The organism is Acinetobacter haemolyticus, from assembly GCF_900406815.1.
Taxonomy (GTDB): domain Bacteria; phylum Pseudomonadota; class Gammaproteobacteria; order Pseudomonadales; family Moraxellaceae; genus Acinetobacter; species Acinetobacter haemolyticus_A.
Genome location: NZ_OVCN01000010.1, coordinates 74,200 through 95,598, shown reverse-complemented (window position 1 = coordinate 95,598; position 21,399 = coordinate 74,200). Strand labels below are relative to the sequence as shown.

Genomic DNA, 21,399 nt, shown 5'->3' with positions numbered 1-21,399 from the left:
CTTGAATCAATAACCTAAACGTTGCATTTCTTCTGAAAAACTTTCAGAAGTCCAAAGCTCACCAGACTCACAACGGAAACCTTGCTGATTTAAAGTCTGTACGAGATCATTCAGCTCAGTTACACCCGCTGAAAATGCTTTGATTAAATGTTGTACAAAGTCTTGCTCATAAACCGTTGGTTCTTTATAACGAGTTTGCCAAATTAATAATTCTGGCTGTCCTGGAACTTGGATATTGTTAATTCCTGCTTCGGTTGCTGGCACTGCATGGATCCAGTTAGCTAACTTCTCATTAAATGTTTTCACGCGATTCCTTCCTTCTCATTAAGACCTAGAGTTGAATTTGAACTTCTTGCCCTTCAACACGTACAGGATAAGTGCATAGATCACGACATCCTGGTCCACTCTTTAGCTCACCTGTTTGAATATCAAAAATCGCCTCATGCAAAGGACATTCAACGGTCTGATCTTCAATAAAGCCTTCTGTTAATAATGCGTAGGCATGTGGGCAAACATTCTCGATAGCAAAATATTTTTCATCGATGAAAAATACGCCAATTTTCTTACCGTCAACTTCTATGGCTTTTGGCTCGTCTTCGGTTACGTCATCTTGCTGACAAACTGAGATCCAACTCATCCTTGCATCCTCATTTGTTTTATATATAAAACATTATTTGATATAACAAACTTTAATTAAGAATACTCCTATGCTTATTTTTTTGTCAAACTATATAAAACATTAAATTTCAGTAACTTGATTTTTATTACACATTATTTTACGTTTTACTTAAAAAATTATGTTTTATATATAAAACTAGATTCCATATCTATTTTACAGTTACAATGGAATCATTAAGAAAATGAAATTTAGTAGTTAGCCTTTTTTACAGGAATATTTATTCGATGAATTTAAGTGTTGAAACAGACTCTCAAGAATCTGAACTCATAAAAAATGACGACCGTTATTTAGTGCCGGGCTTGGTACGTGGCTTGGCAATTTTGCAAGTCTTTAATCAGCAGACCCAAGAAATGACCATCACGGAAATTGCGGAAATCTTAGACGTAAATCGTTCTAGCGCATTCCGTCTGATCTACACTTTAGAGTCGTGTGGATTTCTTAGAAAAGCATCGCAAAAAACCTATGCACTTGACTCAAAAGTGATGGAGCTTGGTTTTAATAGTTTGTCGAAACAATCTCTATTGGATCTTGCCACCCCTTTAATGAAAGAGTTGCGTGATCAAACCAAACTTGCTGTACATTTATCCATTTTAGAAGGTACACACATTGTATTTATCAACAATGTGCAATCTCATGGAACATTCACCAGTAATATTGGTTTAGGCACACGCTGGCCTGCTCATGCCACTGTGATTGGGCAAATGATGCTCGCTGACTTAAGTGAAAATGAAATTCGTGATCGCTACAAAAACTTCAATCAGTGGGAAACTTTTTCTGAACTCACCCCTAAAAATCTGAAAGAGTTACTTCAACGTCTAGGATTTGTTAAAACTCAACGATCAATGGTCAGTTGGGGACATTACAACCATGATATGGCTGCTTGTGCTGCCCCTATTTTCAAACAATCGACTGGAAAAATGAGTGCTGTTTTATCTGTTAGCTGCCCACTCGGCACCTATGATGAGCATTACTTTAAAAATGAAATTGCAGATTTGGTCATTCAGATGGCAGATAAAATTTCTAAATTTATTTATTAAATTTGAGTGCATTCTCAGTTAAAAGAATTGATATTTTGTATTACCCCATACGGAATGAGGCAAAAAAAAGCCACATCTGAGGAATGTGGCGAAGGATGTTCCGTGAGATCATTTATCTCGACTATGCATAGCTTAATTTGTTGAGCTTAAATGAAACTGAAATTGAGGATTTAATTTTATCTTTCAGGTGATTTTAAGGACTAATAAAGAATAGTCGTTTGATAAATAAGATTTTTATTTTCAATAAAAATAATTTAAAAGTAATAAAAGACCTATTCTTACTTTTATACATAGCTCTTGGATTTATGGATCAGATGGTTTTGTACAAAATATGGACAATAAAAAAACCCTTGTTGATACACAAGGGTTTTTTATATTTGGCAGAGGATCAAGGACTCGAACCTTGACGAACGGTTTTGGAGACCGTCATGCTACCATTACACCAATCCTCTATAACGATTAGATTAACTCATTTCTGACTTAATCATAAAAAGTAAATCCTTACTTTTTAAAATTTGGTGGGGGCGAAGAGACTCGAACTCTTACACCTTGCGGCGCTGGAACCTAAATCCAGTGCGTCTACCAATTTCGCCACGCCCCCGATGCATGTGTATATTAGTGATAAACCTTTCTGCTGACAAGTCCTTTTTATAAAAAAACCAGGCATCTCGAGGCTAATGTTTTTTTCCTATACAAATGAAAAAATACGGAAATAAAAAAAGGAACTTTAAATAAAGTTCCTTTTATATTTGGCAGAGGATCAAGGACTCGAACCTTGACGAACGGTTTTGGAGACCGTCATGCTACCATTACACCAATCCTCTATAACAGTATGATCAATTCATTTCTGATTTAACCATAAAAAAAGCAAGATACTCTTGCTTTTTAAATTTGGTGGGGGCGAAGAGACTCGAACTCTTACACCTTGCGGCGCTGGAACCTAAATCCAGTGCGTCTACCAATTTCGCCACGCCCCCGATGGCTATGCATATTAGTGAGAAACCGACTTTATGACAAGTCTTTCTGAGAAAAAACTCATTTAAATGAACATATAATATTCAAATCAATTATTTATGTTTATTTTTACAGCAAATTAATCTCATTTAATACATCTTGTGCATCTAAAACAGAACACAAGCGTTGCTCAGAATGTTTTTGAGTTAAACCCTCTAACAAGGGCAAAAATGGTTCAAATTGTTTAGGAACGTGGATTTTCATCCGTTGGCAATGCAACACCGCCCAATCGTGATAGGTATTTTCCCGTAGTTTAGTTTGGGTCAACCATTCATATAAAATAATCCCGAATGCATATAGATCACTTTGTACCGATTTATTTTTTCCATGAAATAGCTCAGGTGCCATATAATGCGGTGTTGCACTCAAATTGTGAATTTGATGATCCAATGGCACACTTTGCTCAAAATCAATCAATCGACATGTATTTTTATATAATCGAAAATGTTCAACCTTTAGATCCCCATGAATCCATCCTATTTGATGTAATTCACCAAGTGAATTTAAAGCTTGCTGGATCATTTGTTTAATCGTTTCAAGTGTTTTGAAAGTGCTCAAATCAGTAAAAAAAGAGACTGAATCCAACAAGACCAACCCATTCCCCTCGCCTAAATCACGAAGAGCTGGGCCTTGCTGTTCAAAGGCAATGATCTGATGATCTATAAGAAAAGAAACTTTATTCTTCGAGAAAGATTGATAAAAACTCAGCTCATGTTGAAAAGCGGCGTATAACATCTGATTCGTATTTGCCAGATGGAATTTAAGCCAATAAGCGTCCGCGCCTATTTGAAAAGTATATAGTCGTCGCCCATAAGCATAACTTTGGCTTTTGGTGCGGAGCTTTAATTCATCCAGTTGGATATTTGAATCAAAGATCCACGTAGTAGAACTCATTTTGCTGCTTTTCTTCCTGCTTTCGCAGTGATGTTAAACAATGTTCAATCGTTTTACCAATCCGTGCATGAGTTTCTATTGAGGTAATTTTAGGCCAGGTCGCACGCTCACCTTCCTGCTGCAAGATCTGAAATAATTTCGGACGTGGATTTTGTAGCATATAGCTATAATGTCTTAAACCGTATTTGGCAATAATATTAACATCGCCATAATAACGCTGTCCCAATATGCCATAACCGTGATCTAAGGCGCGACGAATAGGGAAAATATCTCCTACATAGTTACGAGTCAGATCCATCACTTCTAATGCGATGGCCTTGCCCTGACGGCGGATAATCCGCTCTGGCCAATTTAATACATCTCGACGGAACCGTTTCGTATCACTCTGCATAAACGGTACGATATGAGGATTGACCTGACTTGCGATGGTGTAATTAATATTATAGAGCCTTGCCATTTTTTCTTGAGGAAAATCACTTCGCATACTGCCATCCACCCACTTGGTATTTGACATATAAGGCGTATGCTGTCCATCATAACGCTTACTGGTTAAATGAACTGGTGGAAATAGGACTGGAACCGCACATGATGCAAGTACAGCACTCCACACTAAAACATGTGGAGCGGTCAAAGCATTTAAAATACGGGGATTTTGTGCCGTATTGTACGGGGCGACAGCAATATTGATATGTAGTCCTGAACGCTCATAAGCCTCAGCAAAAGTCACATCCCCTAAGTTTTGAACCAAGAATTTTTTTAAGTACATCACATCAGCAATGCCACCATTTCCCTTGATCAACTCTATAATTTTTCTAAAACGAAATGCTTTATGAAAAAAGTGCTCTCCAGTCAACAACTCTGGAATTTCATCTGCTGAAGATACCCCGAGCATTCCAGTCATGATTGCCCCTGCACTCGAGCCAGAGATAACTTTCGGGAGCAAATCTCGCTCTAATAACGCTTTACAAACACCTGTATGAAATAAACCTAAAGTTGCTCCACCGGAGAGCATCAGTGCAGGTTGTCCATAAGCTTTTTGGCATTCTTCAAAAAATTGGATTTTTTCTTTAAGTTGAAAGGTTATACATTCACTTGATGACAAATAACGGAAGCACTCACTCACTTCTTCCACATAATTTTCGATAATTTTTTTTGTACCAATATAGGTTTCAGCAAACAACATCGGATGCCCGATATTGGCAAAATCATAAGATAAACCTTCCCGTAACACATACATTAAATCTAAGGTACGATGCTGGATTCGATATTTTCTTAATAGATTATGTCGTTTAGACAGAATTTCAGCATCGAAATAAGGTGATTCGTTATCATATTTCCATGCTTCAGTGCCCATTTCCTGATCTAAACTTAAAGCAACCTCTTTCCATTCTTCATAACTACTTGTATGTCTTAAACGCTCTTGCAACACACCTACTTGATATGTTTGGTATGTATTTCTTCTTTCTAAAAGCAGATGTGACATTGATGATCCCAATTTTTAATCGTATTTTTTGAATCTTGCACCTATACAATGCAAAAAGCTGTCGTAACAATCAAGGGTTAAATCGATGTATTGCAATATTTATGATGATATTTCCTTTTTTTCAACGAAAGCAATGTTAGTATCCTTAATCATTGATTACTAAGTTTAGTTTATATTTATTATGGCGATCCTTAATTTACCTGATTCTATTCTTCAATCATTGTCGAGTGTTTTAACACAGCTTCAACAAGTTCTCCCTGCACCAAAACAGCCCACTGATTTTTCTGCAATCGCCTTTCGATGGGAAAATCAACAATTGGTTGCCGTACAACAACCTAAAAAAATGTATTTAGAAGATCTCAAAGGAATTGAACGCCAAAAAGATAAGATCATTCAAAATACGCTACAGTTCCTAAATGGTTTTCCTGCAAATGACATTTTGCTAACAGGTTCTCGGGGTACGGGTAAATCCTCAATCGTTCGTGCCTTGTTGACAGAATACTCAGCTCAAGGTTTACGCTTGATTGAGATTGAGCGCGATGATTTATCAGATCTTCCTAAGATCCAAAAACTGATTGAAGATCGCCCTGAAAAATTTATCGTCTATTGTGATGATTTGGCATTTAACGCAGAAGATGAAAACTATCGTAGTTTGAAAAGCGTTTTAGATGGCTCCCTACAATCTGGTTCAAGCAATTTTATTATTTACGCCACCAGTAATCGCCGTCATTTGTTGCCTGAATTTATGCATGAAAATACTCCTGTGCGTAAAGTCGATGTACCTCAATATACGGAGTTACATCCACAAGAAGCAATTGAAGAAAAAATCTCGCTTTCTGACCGTTTCGGTATGTGGCTGTCATTCTATCCAATGGATCAGCAACTATACTTAGAAATTGTTGAGCATTACATTATTAAAGCAGGTTTGGAATACAACGATACCGTGCGTGGTGAAAGTTTAAAGTGGTGTCAAGCACGTGGTCAACGTTCTGGACGCGCAGCCTATCAGTTCTCAAAACACTGGATCGGCTCGCAAAATCTAGAAAAATTGTCCAACAAAACCAATCAATAAATGTCCTGAAAAGCTGTAGCGCTGTCCTTATTTCCGCTTAGCATTGGCAGTTGTTTTTCTTAACCTAAGTCTCAGCTAGAATGAGTATAGGAATAAAGATGAGAAAACAACTGCCACCCACTTCCCTGACCAGTAAGATTTTGGGTAAAAGCTTATTACTCGCGCAAGGTACTTTGGACCAAGCTGTAAAATATTCAACGATTCCTTTTTCTACACCAGAAATTATTCTTCCAAGAACCAACGAGAAGTTCTACACGTGGACACATTATGGAGTTTTCTTTCCGCTCCTTCCTGAACCCCATCGTTATTTAAATATTATGATATTGTTGGGAACGCCTGGTGCACTGGCGTTTGACCATGATGATATTACTTTAGGTGAGCCAAGAAACACGGCAACTTTTTTTTCAAGTACAGCGGCTTTGGATAAACACCTTTTAAAAGCTTATGTCATTTCAGATGAAACCAAGATTCAAGAAAATGGCACTCAGATTGAATTGGGTGAAGAAATTTCGATTACAGGGGCTTTACCTCATATTCATCTTCAAGGTGATTATCATGGTCTACATTTTGAGTTTGATTTAGATGTTACTGATCAAGTCTCATGGTTTATCAAAACCCCAATTTATGATCATTTTAGTCTTTTAGCTAAATTCAAAGGTCAACTTGAATATCAAGGTGAAACGACTGTAGCAGAAGGTTTATGTACCTATGAATATGCGCGTGCGACAGGTGCACATGGTGTTATTAAAAAACTATTGCCTGAAGCCTATAAGCTACCGCTTGATTTCTTTACCTATCAAATTATTAATCTAAATGAGACAACACAATTGTTGTTAACCAAAGCAGATATTTTAGGAAAGCCTGCTGCTTATTCTCTACATATTAGACATACTGATCGACCAGCAGAAATCTATACCAATGTTGAATTTAAGGTTATCTCTCATCAAGTCGATGATTATGTCTCACCCACTGGTAAGAAAATGCGTTTACCTCATTTATTCTTTTGGTCGGTAAAAGACACAACTGATAAAAAAGTCTTAGAAATCTTTGCAGAAATTGATAGTCCATTTCGTTATGGACATGGCATTGGCTATGCCAGTGCCTACACCTTTAAGGGTGAATATTTGAATCGATCCGTTCAAGGACGTGGCTACATCGAATATATTGATGTTGAGAATCAGAGTTCATTTTAAGTTTAAGTCCATTACAAGCTTACACAAAGCAATAAGTCTTTGAAATTATTCAAAGACTTATCAACTCTTATTCATCACCCCATTTCATATCTAGAAAATATTACGACCTGTTTAAAAATTCACGCTTGATAACTCAGTAAGTTCAACTTATTATTAGGTAGATCGGTATACCTAATAGATATTTTTATGAGTACAAAATCTGCCAAACAAAAAATCTTAGATACAGCCTCTGTATTGTTTTATAACGATGGGATTAACAATACAGGGATCAATAGCATCATTGAGAATGCCAATGTCGCAAAAATGTCGCTGTATAACAATTTCAAAACCAAATCCGAACTGGTGACTTACTATATCGAAGCTCGTCATCAGGAATGGTTAGATTTATACGAAAAAAGAAAAGCAACGATCCAATCACCTATCGAAGGAGTACTTGCTGTTTTTGATGCCTATCAAGATCATGCTGAATTTGCTTACGAAAATGGTTTTCGTGGTTGTGGACTACTCAATGCCGCAGCAGAATTTCCTGCTCACAGTCCAGAACGTTTAGCTGTGAAAAGACATAAAGATGAAGTTGAAAGTATCGTGGCACAGCATCTAAGCCAATTTATTGCCAATGATGAAAAAGTCAAACAGCTTTCTCTTTTACTTTCTTTTCTTCTAGAGGGTTCTATCGTCCTGGCAGGATTGGAAAGTTCAAGCACAAAAGTTTTTGCTGCCAGACAAATGGCTCAGACCCTATTAGAACAAGAGATTTCAAATTGAAAAGTGCAGCATTAAACCTCAGTCCACATTATGGATTTATCGCAGTTTTAGTCGCTTCAATTTTATGGGGAACGACAGGTACGGCTGCATCTTATGCACCCAACTTGAGTCCTTTAGCGATTGGAGCGATTGCAATGGGTGGAGGTGGACTGTTACAAGCCTTACTGGCACATAGAAATATTCTCGGTCATTTACCCCAGATCCGTAGCTATTTACCCATACTCTTAGTTGGCGTAATTTCTGTCGCTATTTATCCATTGGCTTTTTATTCATCGATGCGAATGGCTGGCATTACCATAGGCACAGTCATTTCGATCGGTTCAGCGCCTTTATTCACAGCACTTCTAGAAAAGTTTTTTGATAAAAAATCACTTTCAAAGCAATGGTTTATCAGCTTCATTTTTGGCGTTATCGGTGTATTACTTTTGTCCATTGGTGAATCACACTCACAAGGATCAGCCCAAAGTATTGCTGCTGATCAGAAAGCCCTTGGGATTATTCTTGGATTGATTGCAGCACTTACCTATTCTTTATATTCATGGGCTGCCAAGAAAATGATTGATCGTGGCGTCGACTCTAAAGCCTCCATGGGATTAATCTTTGGATTTGGTGCTTTAATTTTATTGCCTACATTGTTTTTTACAGGATCTAATCTATTTGATGAACCGATTAACCTCTATGTTGTCGGCTATATGATGCTTATTCCGATGTTTCTCGGTTATCTGTTATTTGGCTATGCTTTAAAAACAATTTCTGCCAGCACCGCAACCACGCTTACTTTATTTGAACCGCTTGTTGCAGCACTGTTTGCAGTATTGCTGGTGGGCGAGCGATTAGCACCGATTGGTTGGATAGGTATGATTTTGATTTTTGTATGTTTAGCCGTGCTTTCCAAAGCACCTCAACCCAATTCCAATTAGGCTTGCGCAAATAGGCTACAATTTTATAAGTATCGAAAGCTAAATTTAAAAATGAATGCAGAAAAAATTTTCTGCATTCATGGTGAGATTGGGGTATCAATACTCTTTTGCTAATTTCTCTAAGATCGTCAGCATTTTTCTCACCACACTTCTTTTATGCTGCAACATATTTTTGATATTCGCTGGATTGAAACCCGTTAATTTCGCAATGCCACGACTGGTCATGTATTCACCTGTCTTTTCAAAGTGTTTTTCACTTAACTCAGTTTTTGCATTAGAAAATCGTACAGCTAACTTATAATCATTAAACTCAGACCATGCGCCCGTTCTATATTCGTCTGCATCAAAGTCTTTCTTCTGCTGAACTGGTTTTTCTCGAAGAATATTGCTTAAACGATTGATGACAATTTTCTCTTCACTTTGTTCAATCAATTGATAAAGTTCAGTTTCTTCAAATGGACGCCCTAAAGCGATATCTTTTCTATACTGTTCTATTACTTTTTCTTTTGATGCAACCGTCTCCTCACCTTTTTGAGTGAGGCATAGAATCTTAAATAAAGATTCTAATCGGCCACAGGTAAAAATATAAGAAATTTTCAACGTCTATACTCCGCAATGAGTTTTAACTCATCAAAATAAATAATATATTCAATACTTTAATACGATAGCGTTAAGAACAAACCCGCTATTGATATCAATCAAGAATCTGACTTTTAAAAATAAGAATAGTTCAGTAAATCCAGAGATCTCTCTGATTTACTTATCGCCTCACAACCGATCAAAGGAATGCGTTTAATTTAGGTTGGTTTCAACTCAGTCATCGGCCAACGTGGCGTCGTGGTTACAGCTAAACCATCTTGCTGTCCCGCTTTTAAACGCTGATAGCCTGCAAAAGCAATCATTGCACCATTATCGGTACATAGTGCAGGCTCTGCATAATAAACTTGAGCTTTAATCTTTTTCAGGGAAGCTTCCAATTGTTCACGTAATCGCACATTGGCACTCACCCCTCCAGCAATCACTAATCGCTTTAAACCTGTTTGTTTTAAAGCTTTTACTGATTTTTTAGTTAGGGTATCAACCACTGCTTCTTGGAAAGAGGCAGCAATATCGGCATCACGATTTTCTTCACCAAGTTTCTTAAGCTGGACAGAAACCGCGGTTTTTAAACCACTAAATGAAAAATCCAGACCTTGATGTAAAATTGGGCGAGGAAAATCAAAAGCCTGAGCATCACCATTTAAAGCCAACTTGGCAATATTGGGTCCACCTGGGTAAGGAAGCTTCATCATTTTTGCGACTTTATCGAAAGCCTCACCTGCGGCATCATCAATCGACTCACCCAGTAACTCATATTGACCGATGCCATAAGCCGCCATCAATTGTGTATGTCCGCCTGAAACCAATAAGGCAACAAAAGGAAATTCTGGTGGTGTTTCTGAAAGTAATGGAGCAAGCATATGACCTTCCATATGATGTACACCGATGGCAGGTTTATTTAAAGCAAAAGCCAAAGTACGTCCAAATAACGCACCTGTCATCAAGGCACCCATTAAGCCAGGACCACGTGTATAAGCAACTGCATCAATTTCGTGTTTTTGCACACCACTTTGTTCAAGCAGTTGATTCATTAGAGGAATCATTTTACGAACATGATCACGTGATGCCAATTCAGGAACAACACCCCCATATTCTGCATGAAGTTTAATTTGGCTATAGAGAACCTGTCCACGCAAGCCGAGTTCGCTATCATAGAGTGCTAACCCAGTTTCATCACACGAAGTTTCTAAGCCCAAAACTATCATTAAACTGCCTTTACAACGATCAAAAATAATATCGAAGCTATTATAGACTTGTGATCTGAGTTGTAAATGAGTAAAATACTGACCTTCACTTGCGATCTAGTGCATTGTGCGTTAGATCTTATCCATAATCTTAGAGGATTTTACATGCCACAAGTTAAGTTGAAAGAAGGCGAACCAGTAGACGTAGCTATCCGTCGTTTCAAGCGTTCATGCGAAAAAGCGGGTGTTTTAGCTGACGTTCGTAAGCGCGAATTCTATGAGAAACCAACTCAAGAACGTAAGCGTAAAAAAGCTGCTGCAGTTAAGCGTTACCAAAAGAAATTGTCTCGCGAATCTGTACGTACTACTCGCCTTTACTAATTAATTTGTGATTGACTGCTGAAAAGACTATGACGACTTTAAAAAACCAAATTACTGACGTATTAAAAAATTCAATGCGTGCCAAAGATATGGCAACAGTAACGGTCATTCGCGGTCTACAAGCAGCAATTAAGCAAATCGAAGTCGATGAGCGCATTGAGCTTGACGATGCTCAGGTTCTTGCGGTCATTGAAAAGCAAATTAAACAACGTAAAGAATCGATCAAAGCCTTTTCTGGCGCTGGTCGAGATGATTTAGCTAGTAAAGAACAAGCCGAAGTTGAGGTTATTTCTCAATTTCTACCAGCAGCTATGACTGAGGAAGAACTTGATTCTATCATTGAGCAAACGATTGCTGCTCAAGAAGCTACTAGCATGAAAGATATGGGTAAGGTGATGAATTCTCTACGTCCGATCATAGCCGGGCGTGCCGATCCTTCACAAGTATCTGCTAAAATCAAAGCAAAATTAAGCTAATCTGCTTAACCCTCATTTATATTCCCTATTTTGTAAAATTGGATTCATTGCAACAATGAACCCAAAGTTTTTCGATTATTTAAATTCACACTGAATATTATATTTTTTCAGCATTTGCATTTCCTTTGACTCAGTGACTTGCTCAATCACATTTTGCTTGGTCATACTGGCATACTCTCTCGGTAATTGTGATCTATTCTTTTCAATTGCTGCATAAGAGTCTTGAACATATTGATTCACAATGGCACAGTATTTAGCCTGTTGTGCAGGCGTAAAATGTGAAAGTTGTGGATCTAAACTACGCAGAAAGTTCCGCATATCTTGCGCATAAGTTGTCGTTATTTTTTCTACTGTACGTACATATTGTTCAACTGAAGCCGCTGAACAAATCCCCATAAAACCAACTGCACAAATAAAAACAATAATTTTCTTCATCAATTTCTAACTTCTTTAACGCTCAAGCCTGCCATATTATCTTACTTCAATAAATTTTGGCTTATGCTCGGTAAAAAATTCTTCTGTCGGCGCTGGGATATGCCCCTCAGTCACAGTGCCTAGACGCAATCGGATCACATTGGGCAAGTCAGTACGATACGAATAAATTGGACTACCACATTGCTGACAAAAAACGCGTGCTTTATTGGGTGTATGGAAATATTCTTTAAGTTGATCTCGCCCCTTCACAAACTCAAACTTACTTTGATCAAGTGGGCTATTCCAACCCGCAAATGCACCTTGTGCTTGCTGACAGTGTTGGCAATAACACAAGATACTATTTTCGATCTCTGCATGATATTGATATTGCACAGCCCCACATAGGCATTGTCCTTTAACCATGCTTTTCCCCTCCTTAAATCTTTACACTTTTTCTAATTAGAATTAAATTTTTCTACGGCGGTCATCTTGCATTTGTTTTAAGCGTGCATCAATTTTTGCAGACATTGCCATATTACCTTTTGCCAATCGTTGCGCATGAAGCAATGACTTAATCGCATTCTCTTCATAACCAGACCAATACTCAACCTCTGCACGATAACATAAGACATTGACAGCTTGTAATGGTAACTCTTTATCTAAATTTGCAGCACGTTGCAATAGTGCCCAACCTTGAATATCTCTCTGATTTTTATGGATGAAGCGCTGCACTAAACTTTGCGCTTGTGCTACCTGCCCCTGTCGAATCAATACTTCAGCAAACTTATAGGACAAAGCTCTATTTTCAGGCATGGTTTTTTGAATTGAACTAATCGCATCATGTGCTTGTGCTAATTTATTTTGACCTAGATAAATATCAGTTTGGATCAAAGGCACCAATACGTGTGACTTTAATCTATTTTTGACCAAATCAAGATTTGCCTGAGCTTGGGTATAATCACCTTGTTCAAGATAAAATTTACTCAGTGCCAGTTGAGCTGCAGTATTTTTTTGACTTGCTAATGCTAATAACTGAATTTCGTTGGCTTGATTAGACGTAACGGTGGTATACCATTTCAGTATTTCAAAATCGAGATCATAAATTTTAGGTTTAACCCGGGGTAATTGATTGGCACGTAAACGAGCTTCACTCATACGTTCGGTGGTTAATGGGTGGGTCAACCAGAAGTCTGGTAAAAAACTCACTCGACTGGTCGCGCGATGCATGGTTTCAAAATAATCTGCCATGCTTTGTGGGTTATATCCTGCGGCATACATAAATTGCATACCAATACGATCTGCCTCACGCTCCTGATTACGACTATAGCTGAGTTGTTTATCGATCAATGCAGCTTGCGTTCCCATCATCACAGCAGATCCAACATCACCATCTGCTTGTGATGCAATCGCTGCACCAACAAGAATACCAGCGAGAGCAAGTAGTCCCTGCCCCTTAAATGCTTCTTGTGAGCGACTATAATGACGTTGAGTAACATGGGCAATTTCGTGCGCCATAACACCCGCGATTTCATCTAAATTTTTTGCTGATGTAATCAAACCCGTGTTCAGGGCAAATAATCCACCTGGTACAGCGAAAGCATTAATTTGAGGATCTTTAATAACGATAAGACCAATTGGTTGCCCAAGTTGAGTTTGACTAAGAATCCCTGAGAAAACCTGTAGAAATTGATCTTCTAACCAAGCATCTTGAATGGTTGGCATTTGACGATGCACTTGTCGATATACTTTTTCACCAATAAATTTTTCTTTTTGTTGATCAAGCAAACCAACGCCGCTGCCAATATCAGGCACTTCTGTTTGTCCCGTTGTTTGAGATGGCAAGAAAATCTGAGTGTGGCTAATTTGAGTGGTGGCAATTAAGCCACATGCGAGTAGCAGCGATCTCAAGTGGTTTCTCTATGATTCTAATGGAGAAAATTAATATAACATCGAAAATGAGAAGAATTTGCAACAAAGTGTTATAGAAGACAGCTTTCCTGTCTTCTTTTATATCCGAACAATCAAATGTAGATTATTTGCTGGATGTATAGCGTTGGTCTACACTAAATTTCTCTGGAAATTTTGCGTGAATATTTTCATAAAATGCCATGATTTCTGACATATCTTTTTCATAGTCACCTGAGGGATAGACAATTTTTCCAACCCCTGTTTTTTTCTTGGCATAGTCCATATAAGCCAGTGCAATTGGCACACCTGCTGCCACAGCCACATGGTAAAACCCTGTTTTCCATTGTTCTTGTTTAGCACGAGTTCCTTCTGGAGTGACGAGCATCACAAGTTTAGGATGGGTTTTAAACAAATCACTCATGAGCTGAACCATACTAGGTCGCTGTTGATCTTGTTGTTTCACACTGCGATCAATTCCAATCCCTCCCATTGCGCGTACAAATGGGCCAAAAGGAAATTTCATATAACTATCTTTAATCGTTAGACGAACATTCACTCCTAACGCTTTAAGCGCTAAACGGGCATATAACGCATCCCAATTACTGGTATGTGGTGCTGCAATCATGACACATTGATCAATATCCAAATCCCAATGATTGTCAATTTCCCACCCCATTAAGCCTAAACTCTGCTCAGCTAATTTCTCGAACACACGCACCCCAAGACCAAATCACAAAGGGCGCAAGTGTATCAATATTAATCAGACTAAAAAGATAGTTGAGTACAATTAATCAGCAATCAAGTTGTAAGCAATTATTCAAATTTTGGATTGACTAAATAACGGGGTACGCGATCTTCTAAAGCATCAATCAGGTTTTGATAAGCGAGATTCACCATCTTTTGGCGTGTTTCCAAAGTAGCTGAACCGATATGTGGTGCAGTGACTACATTTGCAAGCTCAAACAATGGGGAGTCTTGCAAAGGTTCTTTTGCATAGACATCCAAACCTGCTGCAAAGATTTTATTTTGTTGCAATGCCTGAATAAGTGCATCTTCATCAACCACTGAACCACGTGCAATATTCACGAACACCGCATGTTTTTGCATGAGATCAAATTGTGCTTCACCCATCAGTGCTTTTGACTCATTATTTAGATCCACAGCAACCACGACAAAATCAGATTGTTGTAATAATTGATCTAATTCTCGATATTGCGCATTAACGGCTTGAGCAACTTCGATTTTTTCACGGCGGTTATGATACAAGATGTTCATATTGAAACCATAAAAACCGCGACGTGCAATGGCTGCACCAATATGACCTAATCCAATAATACCGAGGGTTTTACCGAAAACATCCACACCAAATTGATCCGTTGGTACTGTTCGTTTCCATTGTCCTTGCTTGGTCCAACTATCTAAGTGTGGAATCTTACGCGCTGCACTGAGTAGCAGACTAAAAGCTAAATCCGCTGTTGTTTCAGTCAATACATGTGGCGTATTCGCAAGCCAAATTTTTCTTTGATTTAGGTACTCAACATCATAGTTGTCATAGCCAACTGAAACAGTCGAAATGATTTTTAGTTTTTGTGCAGGCGCTAAATTACTTTCATTGAGTAAACGTCCTGCACCAATCATGGCATCTGCGTCAACGACTTCAGTACGGATTTGCTCGTTAATATCCCCTAGTTTAGGGTTGAGAACCACAACCTGATAACTTTGTTGTAAGCGCGCTAAAACGTCTTGATCAATTTGACTAAATACAACGACTTTCTTCATTCTGAGCTTTCCATTTCCTACGACTGCATCAGCTGCCATAACCGTCTTTTTAATAAAGGTTGAGCAATCATTTCCTCTAAACTTGCAAGATGCAATATATTGGTATGTTGAATAAAATCGAGCTGGCCAAGGCAAAGAATTTTTTTATTGTTTGCTGTTGCATCTAAAAAGCCTTGAATATAAGACGAAAGTCCACGACTTTCCTGAAATGCAGCCAGAGGAAATGGCCATTTCAGTTCAGCATACTGCCCCAGACGAGCTTTTTGAATATTTTGCCATAATTGTCGTTGTGCATCATTTAACTGACTACTTTCCAATAAAATAGCGCAATTTTCTAGAACATACATCTGCAACTCAAAAGCTTGGACTGGTGCAGAAATGACAATTTGCTCTTTTTCTATAACCGAGTCTTTAACAACTGTTTTTTCGTCAAGCTCAACATGTTGCGGGATCTCTCGGACTGTCGCTGGCTGAGTTTCCACTGATACAACTGGAGCATCTTGAATAATGTGAGCGCTGTTCGATATTGGTTCAATGTATTGAGTAGGTTGATCAACGATTTGATCTCGCCATAGACTTGGCGCAGTATTTTTTTGACATACAACGTCTCTAGGAATCCAAATGTCAATTCCCATCGCCGCTAATATGTTTCTCTGCTGCCCAATCATCTTATTTACTCATTTATTCACAGTGATAAATACTGTAATCCCGACATAGTCTAGCATAAACCACTTCCTGCTAATGACTTCGTTTTGCTCAATCATGACACTGCTGACTTACTTATAGCTTTGCATCATCATAATAAAAATCAAGATATATCATCCTCGTGATATTTTCACTCATCGATTTTTCACTAAGATTTCATCATTTTGTCGCTTTTACTTTTTATTAATATTGGCTATCGAATGCTCAAATAAAAAGGTAATGCGATTTATGCTTATGGTTTTTGCTCTCGCTCTAGCCCTACTCATTTTCATCTGCTTTCTCTATACACGACATCCTCTTTTTGGAAAACTCCCCTCTGGGGAACGACTACAACGTATTCAAAACTCTCCTAACTATCGACAAGGTCAATTTCGCAATCTCACCGAAAAACTAGGCATGACAGATTGCTCCCATACCTTCATTGAACTATATAGAACCTTTATTAAAACCATTCCACATCGTCGTCCCAAAGATATTATTCCTTCAATTAAAACCAACTTACGGACACTCAATCCTCAACAGGATGTCATCATCTGGTTCGGGCATTCTTCTGTTTTTATGCAGCTCCACGGTAAAACGTTTTTAATTGACCCAGTCATGAGTGGCAAAGTCTCGCCTCTGCCTTGGGGAACTCGTGCTTATCGAGGAACTGATATCTATACCGTCGATGAATTACCTGATATTGATTATTTACTGATTTCACATGATCACTATGATCATTTGGATTATAAAACCATTTTGCAATTAAAGAACAAAGTTAAATATGTGATCACGGGGCTCGGTGTTGGTGAACATTTTGAATATTGGGGTTATCCCAAAGATATACTGATTGAAAAAGATTGGGGAGATCGCATTGAGTTTGACGATGGTATTACTATCATCACCGAGACCACTCATCACGACTCAAGACGTGCTTTCGATGGCGGCAAAAATCTATGGATTTCATTTATTATTCAATCACCAAATAAAAAGATTTTTTACACAGGCGATGGTGGCTATAACAAACACTTTGTCGAAATCGGTGAAAAATATGGGCCTTTCGATTGGGCATTGATGGAAAATGGACAATATGATGCCGCTTGGCATGCGGTACATTGTCACCCGAATGAGGTTGCTCAAGCCACTGAGGAATTGAATGCACGTAATATGATACCTGTACATCATTCCAAGTTTAGTTTAGCCAAACATCCGTGGTATGAGCCAATTACTAGAATTACAGAATATTCAAAATCGAGAAAGTATCGACTTGCGACACCGATGATTGGTGAGTTAGTTGAACTCGATAACGATCATCAGCGCTTTAAACAATGGTGGGAAAATATTCGGTGAGCTCACTAACGAGTTTGAGCATTGAATATCAAACCATCATTTTTTATTTATGAGTATGTACTACAACTGAGTTACTGGGAAACTTAGCCTTTTGGATAAGTTTTTCTTGACTTGTGTTTTTTTTGAGCTAATACTTAGCTATATGGCTAAGTATGATTCGCAACTCGATCTTTTATTTAATGCTTTAAGTGACCCAACACGCAGAGCTATCTTGACTCGTCTGTCTCATGGTGACGCAACCACGACATCATTAGCAGAAGAACATGCGATGGCACTGCCTTCTTTTCTGAAACACTTGAGAAAACTAGAAGAAGCTGGACTCATCACAACCCTAAAAAATGGCAGAGTCAGAACATATGCACTTAGCCCAAATGCCTTAAATCCTGTGCAACACTGGTTACATCAACAACAAACCATGTGGGAAACACGCTTAAATCAATTAGAAGACTACGCACTCAATTTACAAAGGAAAAGAAAAAATGAACCTTGACCCTCAAACAGATCTAAAACTAGAGCGAACCGTCAATGTACCACGTGAATTACTCTGGGAATGCTGGACAACGCCAGAACATATTAAACATTTCTTTATTCCTAAACCTCACTCGATAGTATCTTGTGAAATTGATTTAAGAGTTGGAGGAAAATTTAATACGCTATTTGATGTCGGTGGTAATCAAATCCCGAATCACGGCGTATTTTTAGAAATTATTGAACATGAAAAATTAGTGTTTACTGATGCTTATACTGAAGATTGGAAACCAAGTGAAAATCCGTTTATGACGGCGATTATTTTGTTTGAAGACCTTGGTAATGGTTCAACTAAATATACAGCGATTGCACGTCACCGCACACCCGCGGCTCGACAACAACATGAAGACATGGGCTTTTTCAGTGGTTGGGGTACTGTGGTCGATCAACTCGAAGCATATGCAAAAAGTTTATAGTTGCTTTATACCATCATTACAAGACAGGCTTCGACCTGTCTTTTTTACTTTTAGGCCATTTAACCAACTCTTAAAACATCTTCCCACTTTGTTAGATAACTTGGTGATTTATGGTTTTGGGTCATTCCCCAAGCTCGTCCTTGTGGACCAATCAATCGTCCAAAGGTCATGACATCTCGCCCAAATCGCTCATTAATTTCATCAAATGCAACCGAAAGATTTTGTCGGGTTAGCATTTCTTCTGTGTTATAGAACAAATCAACAGCATGACGATGTTGAGGAATAATATCTAACAAAATCACCTCTGCTTTTTTATAGCGATGCCCCGCCTGATAAATTCGATCTAAGCCCTGTTGTACAGCTTTCATAATCACTAAACGGTCATCACTATAATCGACCAAATACACCACCGTAAAAGGCCGATAATAAGCATCTTTATTGAATCGGTTAGTACGGATACTTACACCCACCGCTTTACACAATAAATTTTGTTTTCGAAGTCGCTCGACCGCGCGCAAAGTAAATTCAGTAAGCGCACCACTAAGACTACTTTTATCTTCAATCGGTTGTCCAAATGAACGACTACTTAGAATCTGCTGACGATCAGAAATGACATCTTCGATTTCTAAACATGCGATTCCCTGAAGTTCTTTGACCGTATTTTCCAATACCACCGAAAAATGCTTTCCCATCCTTTTCGAATCAGCTTGCAGCAAATCCATGACAGTGCAGATATTCATTTTTTCCAGACGCTGACGGATTTTTCTTCCCACTCCCCATACCTCTCCCACAGAAGTATGCAATAGCAAATCTTCAATGATGCAAGGATCCTCATCGACCAGATTACAAATCCCCTTAAAACTGGCATGCGTTTTTGCCAAATGATTTGCGAGCTTTGCTTGTGTTTTGGAATAGCCAATCCCGATACAACAGGGTAAGCCTAACCAATTTTTAACAGTAGAGAGAATCTGAAATGCGTATTCACTTAGATCATAATGATGTTGATAGGCTGTAAGTTCTAAAAAGCACTCATCTATTGAATAGACTTCCTGTTCACAAGGATCAACAAAACTTCCCAAGATATTCATAAATCGCCGAGACATTTCTGCATATAAAGCATAATTACTTGAAAATACAGTGACATGGTGCTGGCGAATAATCTCTTCAATCTGGAAAAATGGTACTGCCATTCGAATACCCAATTGTTTCGCCTCATACGAGCGAGAAACAACACAACCATCATTATTCGACAAAACCACCACAGGACGATTTTCTAGCTTTGGATTAAAAACACGCTCACAACTAACATAAGCATTATTTACATCGATCAAAGCAAAAATACGTTGTGGTAATGGCATGAGATTATCTCATCGGTTTCAAGTTATAGGTTACAACGCCCCAAATCACCAATTCCTGTCCTTCAGTAATATAAATATTTTGATAATCAGGATTTTCTGCTTTTAGCCAAACTTTTGGAGGATTGAAATGATGATCGATCATTAAACGTTTTACAGTAAAGTCGTTATCAATCAGAGCAATCACAATATCACCTGACTTGGCAGGAATACTTCGATCCACAACCAAAGGATCATCAATATCAATTCCAGCATCTAACATTGACAGTGAGTTGGCTTTTACAATAAATGTTGAGTTTTCATTTCGAATTAAAAACTCATTTAAATCCAAAGCTTGCTCAACATGATCTTGAGCTGGTGATGGAAAACCTGCTGCAACACGTTCAGTTGCCAGTGGAATATGATAAATTCGATCATTCTTGGCTTGCACGTTTTGGATTTTCATTGTCGACGTCAAATCATTCCGTACACCAGTTTTGACATTATTTAGTAACCAATTTTTGATGAAATCAACCTGAGATTCAGGCACACGAATCACTTTGGTCGGTTCACTGAATTGGGCTTTTCGTCCAGCATTGGCTCTGGCTCCACCATGCTCAGATTCAGTCTTTTTGGACATAACTTCCCCCCCTCACCCAAGTTAAAATTGCTCTTAAATAATTTAACTTGAAAAAGTTACAAATTCAAGTTGACGAAAAATTAATTTTGCATAACAATGAATTTCATAGATCAGATTTTAGCTTGTTCAAACGAGACAAGGATGTTGAACAAATTAAATTACTGTTTTAAATGAATAACTTAATATCTTGCATTCGTATCATACCCATTAAGTTATTGATCTAATTCACGAATATATTTGATCTCTAAATAGTAAGCTTTTATGCAAATATTTTTGATGTGGAGACATGAAAAATGAACAATCAACGCGATGCTATTCTTGGTTATGCTGACGAACAACATGCTTTTTTTATTCGTCTAATTGAGAACAATACTGTTCTCGGTAATAGCTATGGAATATTCTGTGAGAACGAAAATAGTGAAGCTGCTGAAAGTATTATGACGACGCTATTTTTAAAGAAATCTTTTTGGCTAAATGGTTCGGAGTTTAAGGACATTGTGAAAGGACTGAACCCAATTACTTAGGCTATAGTAGTGTAATACTCCCTTAATACGAGTTTCTAAATAATTCATAACGACAACAATAACGAATCAATTGAGTTGAATAAAAATTAAAGCCCACTGATCTTAGACATATCAGTGGGCATTT

At 38.1% G+C, this 21,399-nt stretch carries 24 protein-coding genes, 4 tRNA genes and 1 pseudogene; 11 read left to right on the top strand and 18 right to left on the bottom strand.

Annotated elements, in window-relative coordinates; translation table 11 throughout:
- Positions 1-6 precede the first annotated feature (6 nt).
- Both DK207_RS08865 and DK207_RS08860 read right to left on the bottom strand, forming a co-directional pair.
- Positions 7-306 carry a recombinase-like helix-turn-helix domain-containing protein gene (locus DK207_RS08865; RefSeq protein ID WP_004639801.1) on the bottom strand — a complete coding sequence of 100 codons (300 nt, stop codon included), beginning with the start codon at positions 304-306 and terminating at the stop codon, positions 7-9.
- 25 nt (positions 307-331) lie between these two features.
- A complete protein-coding gene (locus tag DK207_RS08860) occupies positions 332-637 on the bottom strand; it encodes a non-heme iron oxygenase ferredoxin subunit (protein ID WP_005084771.1) in 306 nt (101 codons plus the stop codon).
- A gap of 266 nt (positions 638-903) precedes the next feature.
- Between DK207_RS08860 and DK207_RS08855 the strand changes: the two genes are divergently transcribed.
- Positions 904-1,716 carry an IclR family transcriptional regulator gene (locus DK207_RS08855; protein ID WP_109440847.1) on the top strand — a complete coding sequence of 271 codons (813 nt, stop codon included), beginning with the start codon at positions 904-906 and terminating at the stop codon, positions 1,714-1,716.
- Positions 1,717-2,094: 378 nt separating this feature from the next.
- On the opposite strand, the gene DK207_RS08845 is transcribed toward DK207_RS08855, so the two are convergent.
- The 6 genes from DK207_RS08845 to DK207_RS08820 all read right to left on the bottom strand — a co-directional run bounded on the left by DK207_RS08845 (position 2,095) and on the right by DK207_RS08820 (position 5,107).
- A tRNA-Trp gene (locus DK207_RS08845) sits at positions 2,095-2,168 on the bottom strand.
- Between the two features lie 64 nt (positions 2,169-2,232).
- A tRNA-Leu gene (locus DK207_RS08840) sits at positions 2,233-2,317 on the bottom strand.
- Positions 2,318-2,466: 149 nt separating this feature from the next.
- Positions 2,467-2,540, bottom strand: a tRNA-Trp gene (locus tag DK207_RS08835).
- Positions 2,541-2,608: 68 nt separating this feature from the next.
- A tRNA-Leu gene (locus DK207_RS08830) sits at positions 2,609-2,693 on the bottom strand.
- 106 nt (positions 2,694-2,799) lie between these two features.
- A complete protein-coding gene (locus tag DK207_RS08825) occupies positions 2,800-3,624 on the bottom strand; it encodes a protein kinase domain-containing protein (protein ID WP_109440845.1) in 825 nt (274 codons plus the stop codon).
- A complete protein-coding gene (locus tag DK207_RS08820; RefSeq protein WP_109440844.1) occupies positions 3,599-5,107 on the bottom strand; it encodes a DUF3336 domain-containing protein in 1,509 nt (502 codons plus the stop codon). Before DK207_RS08820 ends, DK207_RS08825 begins: the two co-directional genes overlap by 26 nt.
- A 181-nt stretch (positions 5,108-5,288) precedes the next feature.
- On the opposite strand from DK207_RS08820, the gene DK207_RS08815 reads away from it, so the two are divergent.
- The 4 genes from DK207_RS08815 to DK207_RS08800 all read left to right on the top strand — a co-directional run bounded on the left by DK207_RS08815 (position 5,289) and on the right by DK207_RS08800 (position 9,057).
- The gene (locus tag DK207_RS08815) at positions 5,289-6,179 is read left to right on the top strand and encodes an ATP-binding protein (protein ID WP_109440843.1); all 891 of its coding nucleotides are present in this window, start codon (positions 5,289-5,291) and stop codon (positions 6,177-6,179) included.
- A 98-nt stretch (positions 6,180-6,277) separates the two neighbouring features.
- Positions 6,278-7,372, top strand: coding sequence for a DUF6670 family protein (locus DK207_RS08810; RefSeq protein WP_109440842.1), 1,095 nt, complete (start codon positions 6,278-6,280; stop codon positions 7,370-7,372).
- A 186-nt stretch (positions 7,373-7,558) separates the two neighbouring features.
- Complete coding sequence (locus DK207_RS08805) at positions 7,559-8,137, top strand: TetR/AcrR family transcriptional regulator (RefSeq protein WP_109440841.1); 579 nt, start codon at positions 7,559-7,561, stop codon at positions 8,135-8,137.
- Entirely contained in the window at positions 8,134-9,057 is a 924-nt protein-coding gene (locus tag DK207_RS08800) for a DMT family transporter (RefSeq protein ID WP_109440840.1), read from the top strand. The genes DK207_RS08805 and DK207_RS08800 overlap by 4 nt, the downstream gene beginning before the upstream one ends.
- A gap of 96 nt (positions 9,058-9,153) precedes the next feature.
- Here the strand turns inward: DK207_RS08800 and DK207_RS08795 are convergent, their stop codons facing one another.
- Both DK207_RS08795 and tsaD read right to left on the bottom strand, forming a co-directional pair.
- Complete coding sequence (locus tag DK207_RS08795) at positions 9,154-9,657, bottom strand: hypothetical protein (protein WP_109440839.1); 504 nt, start codon at positions 9,655-9,657, stop codon at positions 9,154-9,156.
- A 197-nt stretch (positions 9,658-9,854) separates the two neighbouring features.
- Positions 9,855-10,862 (bottom strand): tRNA (adenosine(37)-N6)-threonylcarbamoyltransferase complex transferase subunit TsaD, encoded by a 1,008-nt coding sequence (tsaD, locus tag DK207_RS08790; RefSeq protein ID WP_109440838.1) that lies wholly within the window; start codon positions 10,860-10,862, stop codon positions 9,855-9,857.
- A 144-nt stretch (positions 10,863-11,006) separates the two neighbouring features.
- Between tsaD and rpsU the strand changes: the two genes are divergently transcribed.
- On the top strand, positions 11,007-11,222 hold the full coding sequence (gene rpsU / locus DK207_RS08785) for a 30S ribosomal protein S21 (RefSeq protein ID WP_005084707.1): 216 nt from the start codon (positions 11,007-11,009) through the stop codon (positions 11,220-11,222).
- Positions 11,223-11,251: 29 nt separating this feature from the next.
- The gene (locus DK207_RS08780) at positions 11,252-11,698 is read left to right on the top strand and encodes a GatB/YqeY domain-containing protein (protein ID WP_004639869.1); all 447 of its coding nucleotides are present in this window, start codon (positions 11,252-11,254) and stop codon (positions 11,696-11,698) included.
- A gap of 75 nt (positions 11,699-11,773) precedes the next feature.
- Here DK207_RS08780 and DK207_RS08775 read toward each other — a convergent pair whose 3' ends face one another.
- The 6 genes and pseudogenes from DK207_RS08775 to DK207_RS16085 form a co-directional block, all read right to left on the bottom strand.
- A complete protein-coding gene (locus DK207_RS08775; RefSeq protein WP_109440837.1) occupies positions 11,774-12,133 on the bottom strand; it encodes a hypothetical protein in 360 nt (119 codons plus the stop codon).
- A gap of 36 nt (positions 12,134-12,169) precedes the next feature.
- Positions 12,170-12,535: a GFA family protein gene (locus DK207_RS08770; protein WP_109440836.1), complete on the bottom strand. Its 366-nt coding sequence runs from the start codon at positions 12,533-12,535 to the stop codon at positions 12,170-12,172.
- A gap of 42 nt (positions 12,536-12,577) precedes the next feature.
- A complete protein-coding gene (locus tag DK207_RS08765; protein WP_416224666.1) occupies positions 12,578-13,990 on the bottom strand; it encodes a M48 family metalloprotease in 1,413 nt (470 codons plus the stop codon).
- Between the two features lie 154 nt (positions 13,991-14,144).
- Complete coding sequence (locus DK207_RS08760) at positions 14,145-14,732, bottom strand: 1-acyl-sn-glycerol-3-phosphate acyltransferase (protein WP_075315272.1); 588 nt, start codon at positions 14,730-14,732, stop codon at positions 14,145-14,147.
- A 101-nt stretch (positions 14,733-14,833) separates the two neighbouring features.
- The gene (locus DK207_RS08755; protein WP_109440887.1) at positions 14,834-15,799 is read right to left on the bottom strand and encodes a 2-hydroxyacid dehydrogenase; all 966 of its coding nucleotides are present in this window, start codon (positions 15,797-15,799) and stop codon (positions 14,834-14,836) included.
- Between the two features lie 17 nt (positions 15,800-15,816).
- A pseudogene (locus tag DK207_RS16085) lies at positions 15,817-16,224 on the bottom strand (hypothetical protein); the annotation flags it as partial.
- Positions 16,225-16,732: 508 nt separating this feature from the next.
- Between DK207_RS16085 and DK207_RS08745 the strand changes: the two are divergent.
- The 3 genes from DK207_RS08745 to DK207_RS08735 all read left to right on the top strand — a co-directional run bounded on the left by DK207_RS08745 (position 16,733) and on the right by DK207_RS08735 (position 18,777).
- Positions 16,733-17,833: an MBL fold metallo-hydrolase gene (locus DK207_RS08745; RefSeq protein WP_109440833.1), complete on the top strand. Its 1,101-nt coding sequence runs from the start codon at positions 16,733-16,735 to the stop codon at positions 17,831-17,833.
- Between the two features lie 142 nt (positions 17,834-17,975).
- Positions 17,976-18,323, top strand: coding sequence for an ArsR/SmtB family transcription factor (locus DK207_RS08740; RefSeq protein ID WP_017394480.1), 348 nt, complete (start codon positions 17,976-17,978; stop codon positions 18,321-18,323).
- Positions 18,313-18,777, top strand: coding sequence for an SRPBCC family protein (locus DK207_RS08735; protein WP_109440832.1), 465 nt, complete (start codon positions 18,313-18,315; stop codon positions 18,775-18,777). The genes DK207_RS08740 and DK207_RS08735 overlap by 11 nt, the downstream gene beginning before the upstream one ends.
- 59 nt (positions 18,778-18,836) lie before the next feature.
- Here DK207_RS08735 and DK207_RS08730 read toward each other — a convergent pair whose 3' ends face one another.
- Both DK207_RS08730 and DK207_RS08725 read right to left on the bottom strand, forming a co-directional pair.
- Positions 18,837-20,135, bottom strand: a complete 1,299-nt coding sequence (locus DK207_RS08730) for a Y-family DNA polymerase (protein WP_109440831.1) — start codon at positions 20,133-20,135, stop codon at positions 18,837-18,839.
- A gap of 4 nt (positions 20,136-20,139) precedes the next feature.
- On the bottom strand, positions 20,140-20,751 hold the full coding sequence (locus DK207_RS08725; protein ID WP_109440830.1) for a LexA family protein: 612 nt from the start codon (positions 20,749-20,751) through the stop codon (positions 20,140-20,142).
- Between the two features lie 293 nt (positions 20,752-21,044).
- Here DK207_RS08725 and DK207_RS08720 point away from each other — a divergent pair, with 293 nt between their 5' ends.
- A complete protein-coding gene (locus DK207_RS08720) occupies positions 21,045-21,275 on the top strand; it encodes a hypothetical protein (protein ID WP_004639899.1) in 231 nt (76 codons plus the stop codon).
- The last annotated feature ends 124 nt before the right edge of the window (positions 21,276-21,399 follow it).

Coding starts and splice junctions, on each gene's coding strand:
- DK207_RS08860 (WP_005084771.1), bottom strand. CDS start 637: ATGAGTTGGATCTCAGTTTGTCAGCAAGATGACGTAACCGAAGACGAG.
- DK207_RS08855 (WP_109440847.1), top strand. CDS start 904: ATGAATTTAAGTGTTGAAACAGACTCTCAAGAATCTGAACTCATAAAA.
- DK207_RS08825 (WP_109440845.1), bottom strand. CDS start 3,624: ATGAGTTCTACTACGTGGATCTTTGATTCAAATATCCAACTGGATGAA.
- DK207_RS08820 (WP_109440844.1), bottom strand. CDS start 5,107: ATGTCACATCTGCTTTTAGAAAGAAGAAATACATACCAAACATATCAA.
- DK207_RS08815 (WP_109440843.1), top strand. CDS start 5,289: ATGGCGATCCTTAATTTACCTGATTCTATTCTTCAATCATTGTCGAGT.
- DK207_RS08810 (WP_109440842.1), top strand. CDS start 6,278: ATGAGAAAACAACTGCCACCCACTTCCCTGACCAGTAAGATTTTGGGT.
- DK207_RS08805 (WP_109440841.1), top strand. CDS start 7,559: ATGAGTACAAAATCTGCCAAACAAAAAATCTTAGATACAGCCTCTGTA.
- tsaD (WP_109440838.1), bottom strand. CDS start 10,862: ATGATAGTTTTGGGCTTAGAAACTTCGTGTGATGAAACTGGGTTAGCA.
- rpsU (WP_005084707.1), top strand. CDS start 11,007: ATGCCACAAGTTAAGTTGAAAGAAGGCGAACCAGTAGACGTAGCTATC.
- DK207_RS08780 (WP_004639869.1), top strand. CDS start 11,252: ATGACGACTTTAAAAAACCAAATTACTGACGTATTAAAAAATTCAATG.
- DK207_RS08775 (WP_109440837.1), bottom strand. CDS start 12,133: ATGAAGAAAATTATTGTTTTTATTTGTGCAGTTGGTTTTATGGGGATT.
- DK207_RS08770 (WP_109440836.1), bottom strand. CDS start 12,535: ATGGTTAAAGGACAATGCCTATGTGGGGCTGTGCAATATCAATATCAT.
- DK207_RS08755 (WP_109440887.1), bottom strand. CDS start 15,799: ATGAAGAAAGTCGTTGTATTTAGTCAAATTGATCAAGACGTTTTAGCG.
- DK207_RS08745 (WP_109440833.1), top strand. CDS start 16,733: ATGCTTATGGTTTTTGCTCTCGCTCTAGCCCTACTCATTTTCATCTGC.
- DK207_RS08740 (WP_017394480.1), top strand. CDS start 17,976: ATGGCTAAGTATGATTCGCAACTCGATCTTTTATTTAATGCTTTAAGT.
- DK207_RS08735 (WP_109440832.1), top strand. CDS start 18,313: ATGAACCTTGACCCTCAAACAGATCTAAAACTAGAGCGAACCGTCAAT.
- DK207_RS08730 (WP_109440831.1), bottom strand. CDS start 20,135: ATGCCATTACCACAACGTATTTTTGCTTTGATCGATGTAAATAATGCT.
- DK207_RS08725 (WP_109440830.1), bottom strand. CDS start 20,751: ATGTCCAAAAAGACTGAATCTGAGCATGGTGGAGCCAGAGCCAATGCT.
- DK207_RS08720 (WP_004639899.1), top strand. CDS start 21,045: ATGAACAATCAACGCGATGCTATTCTTGGTTATGCTGACGAACAACAT.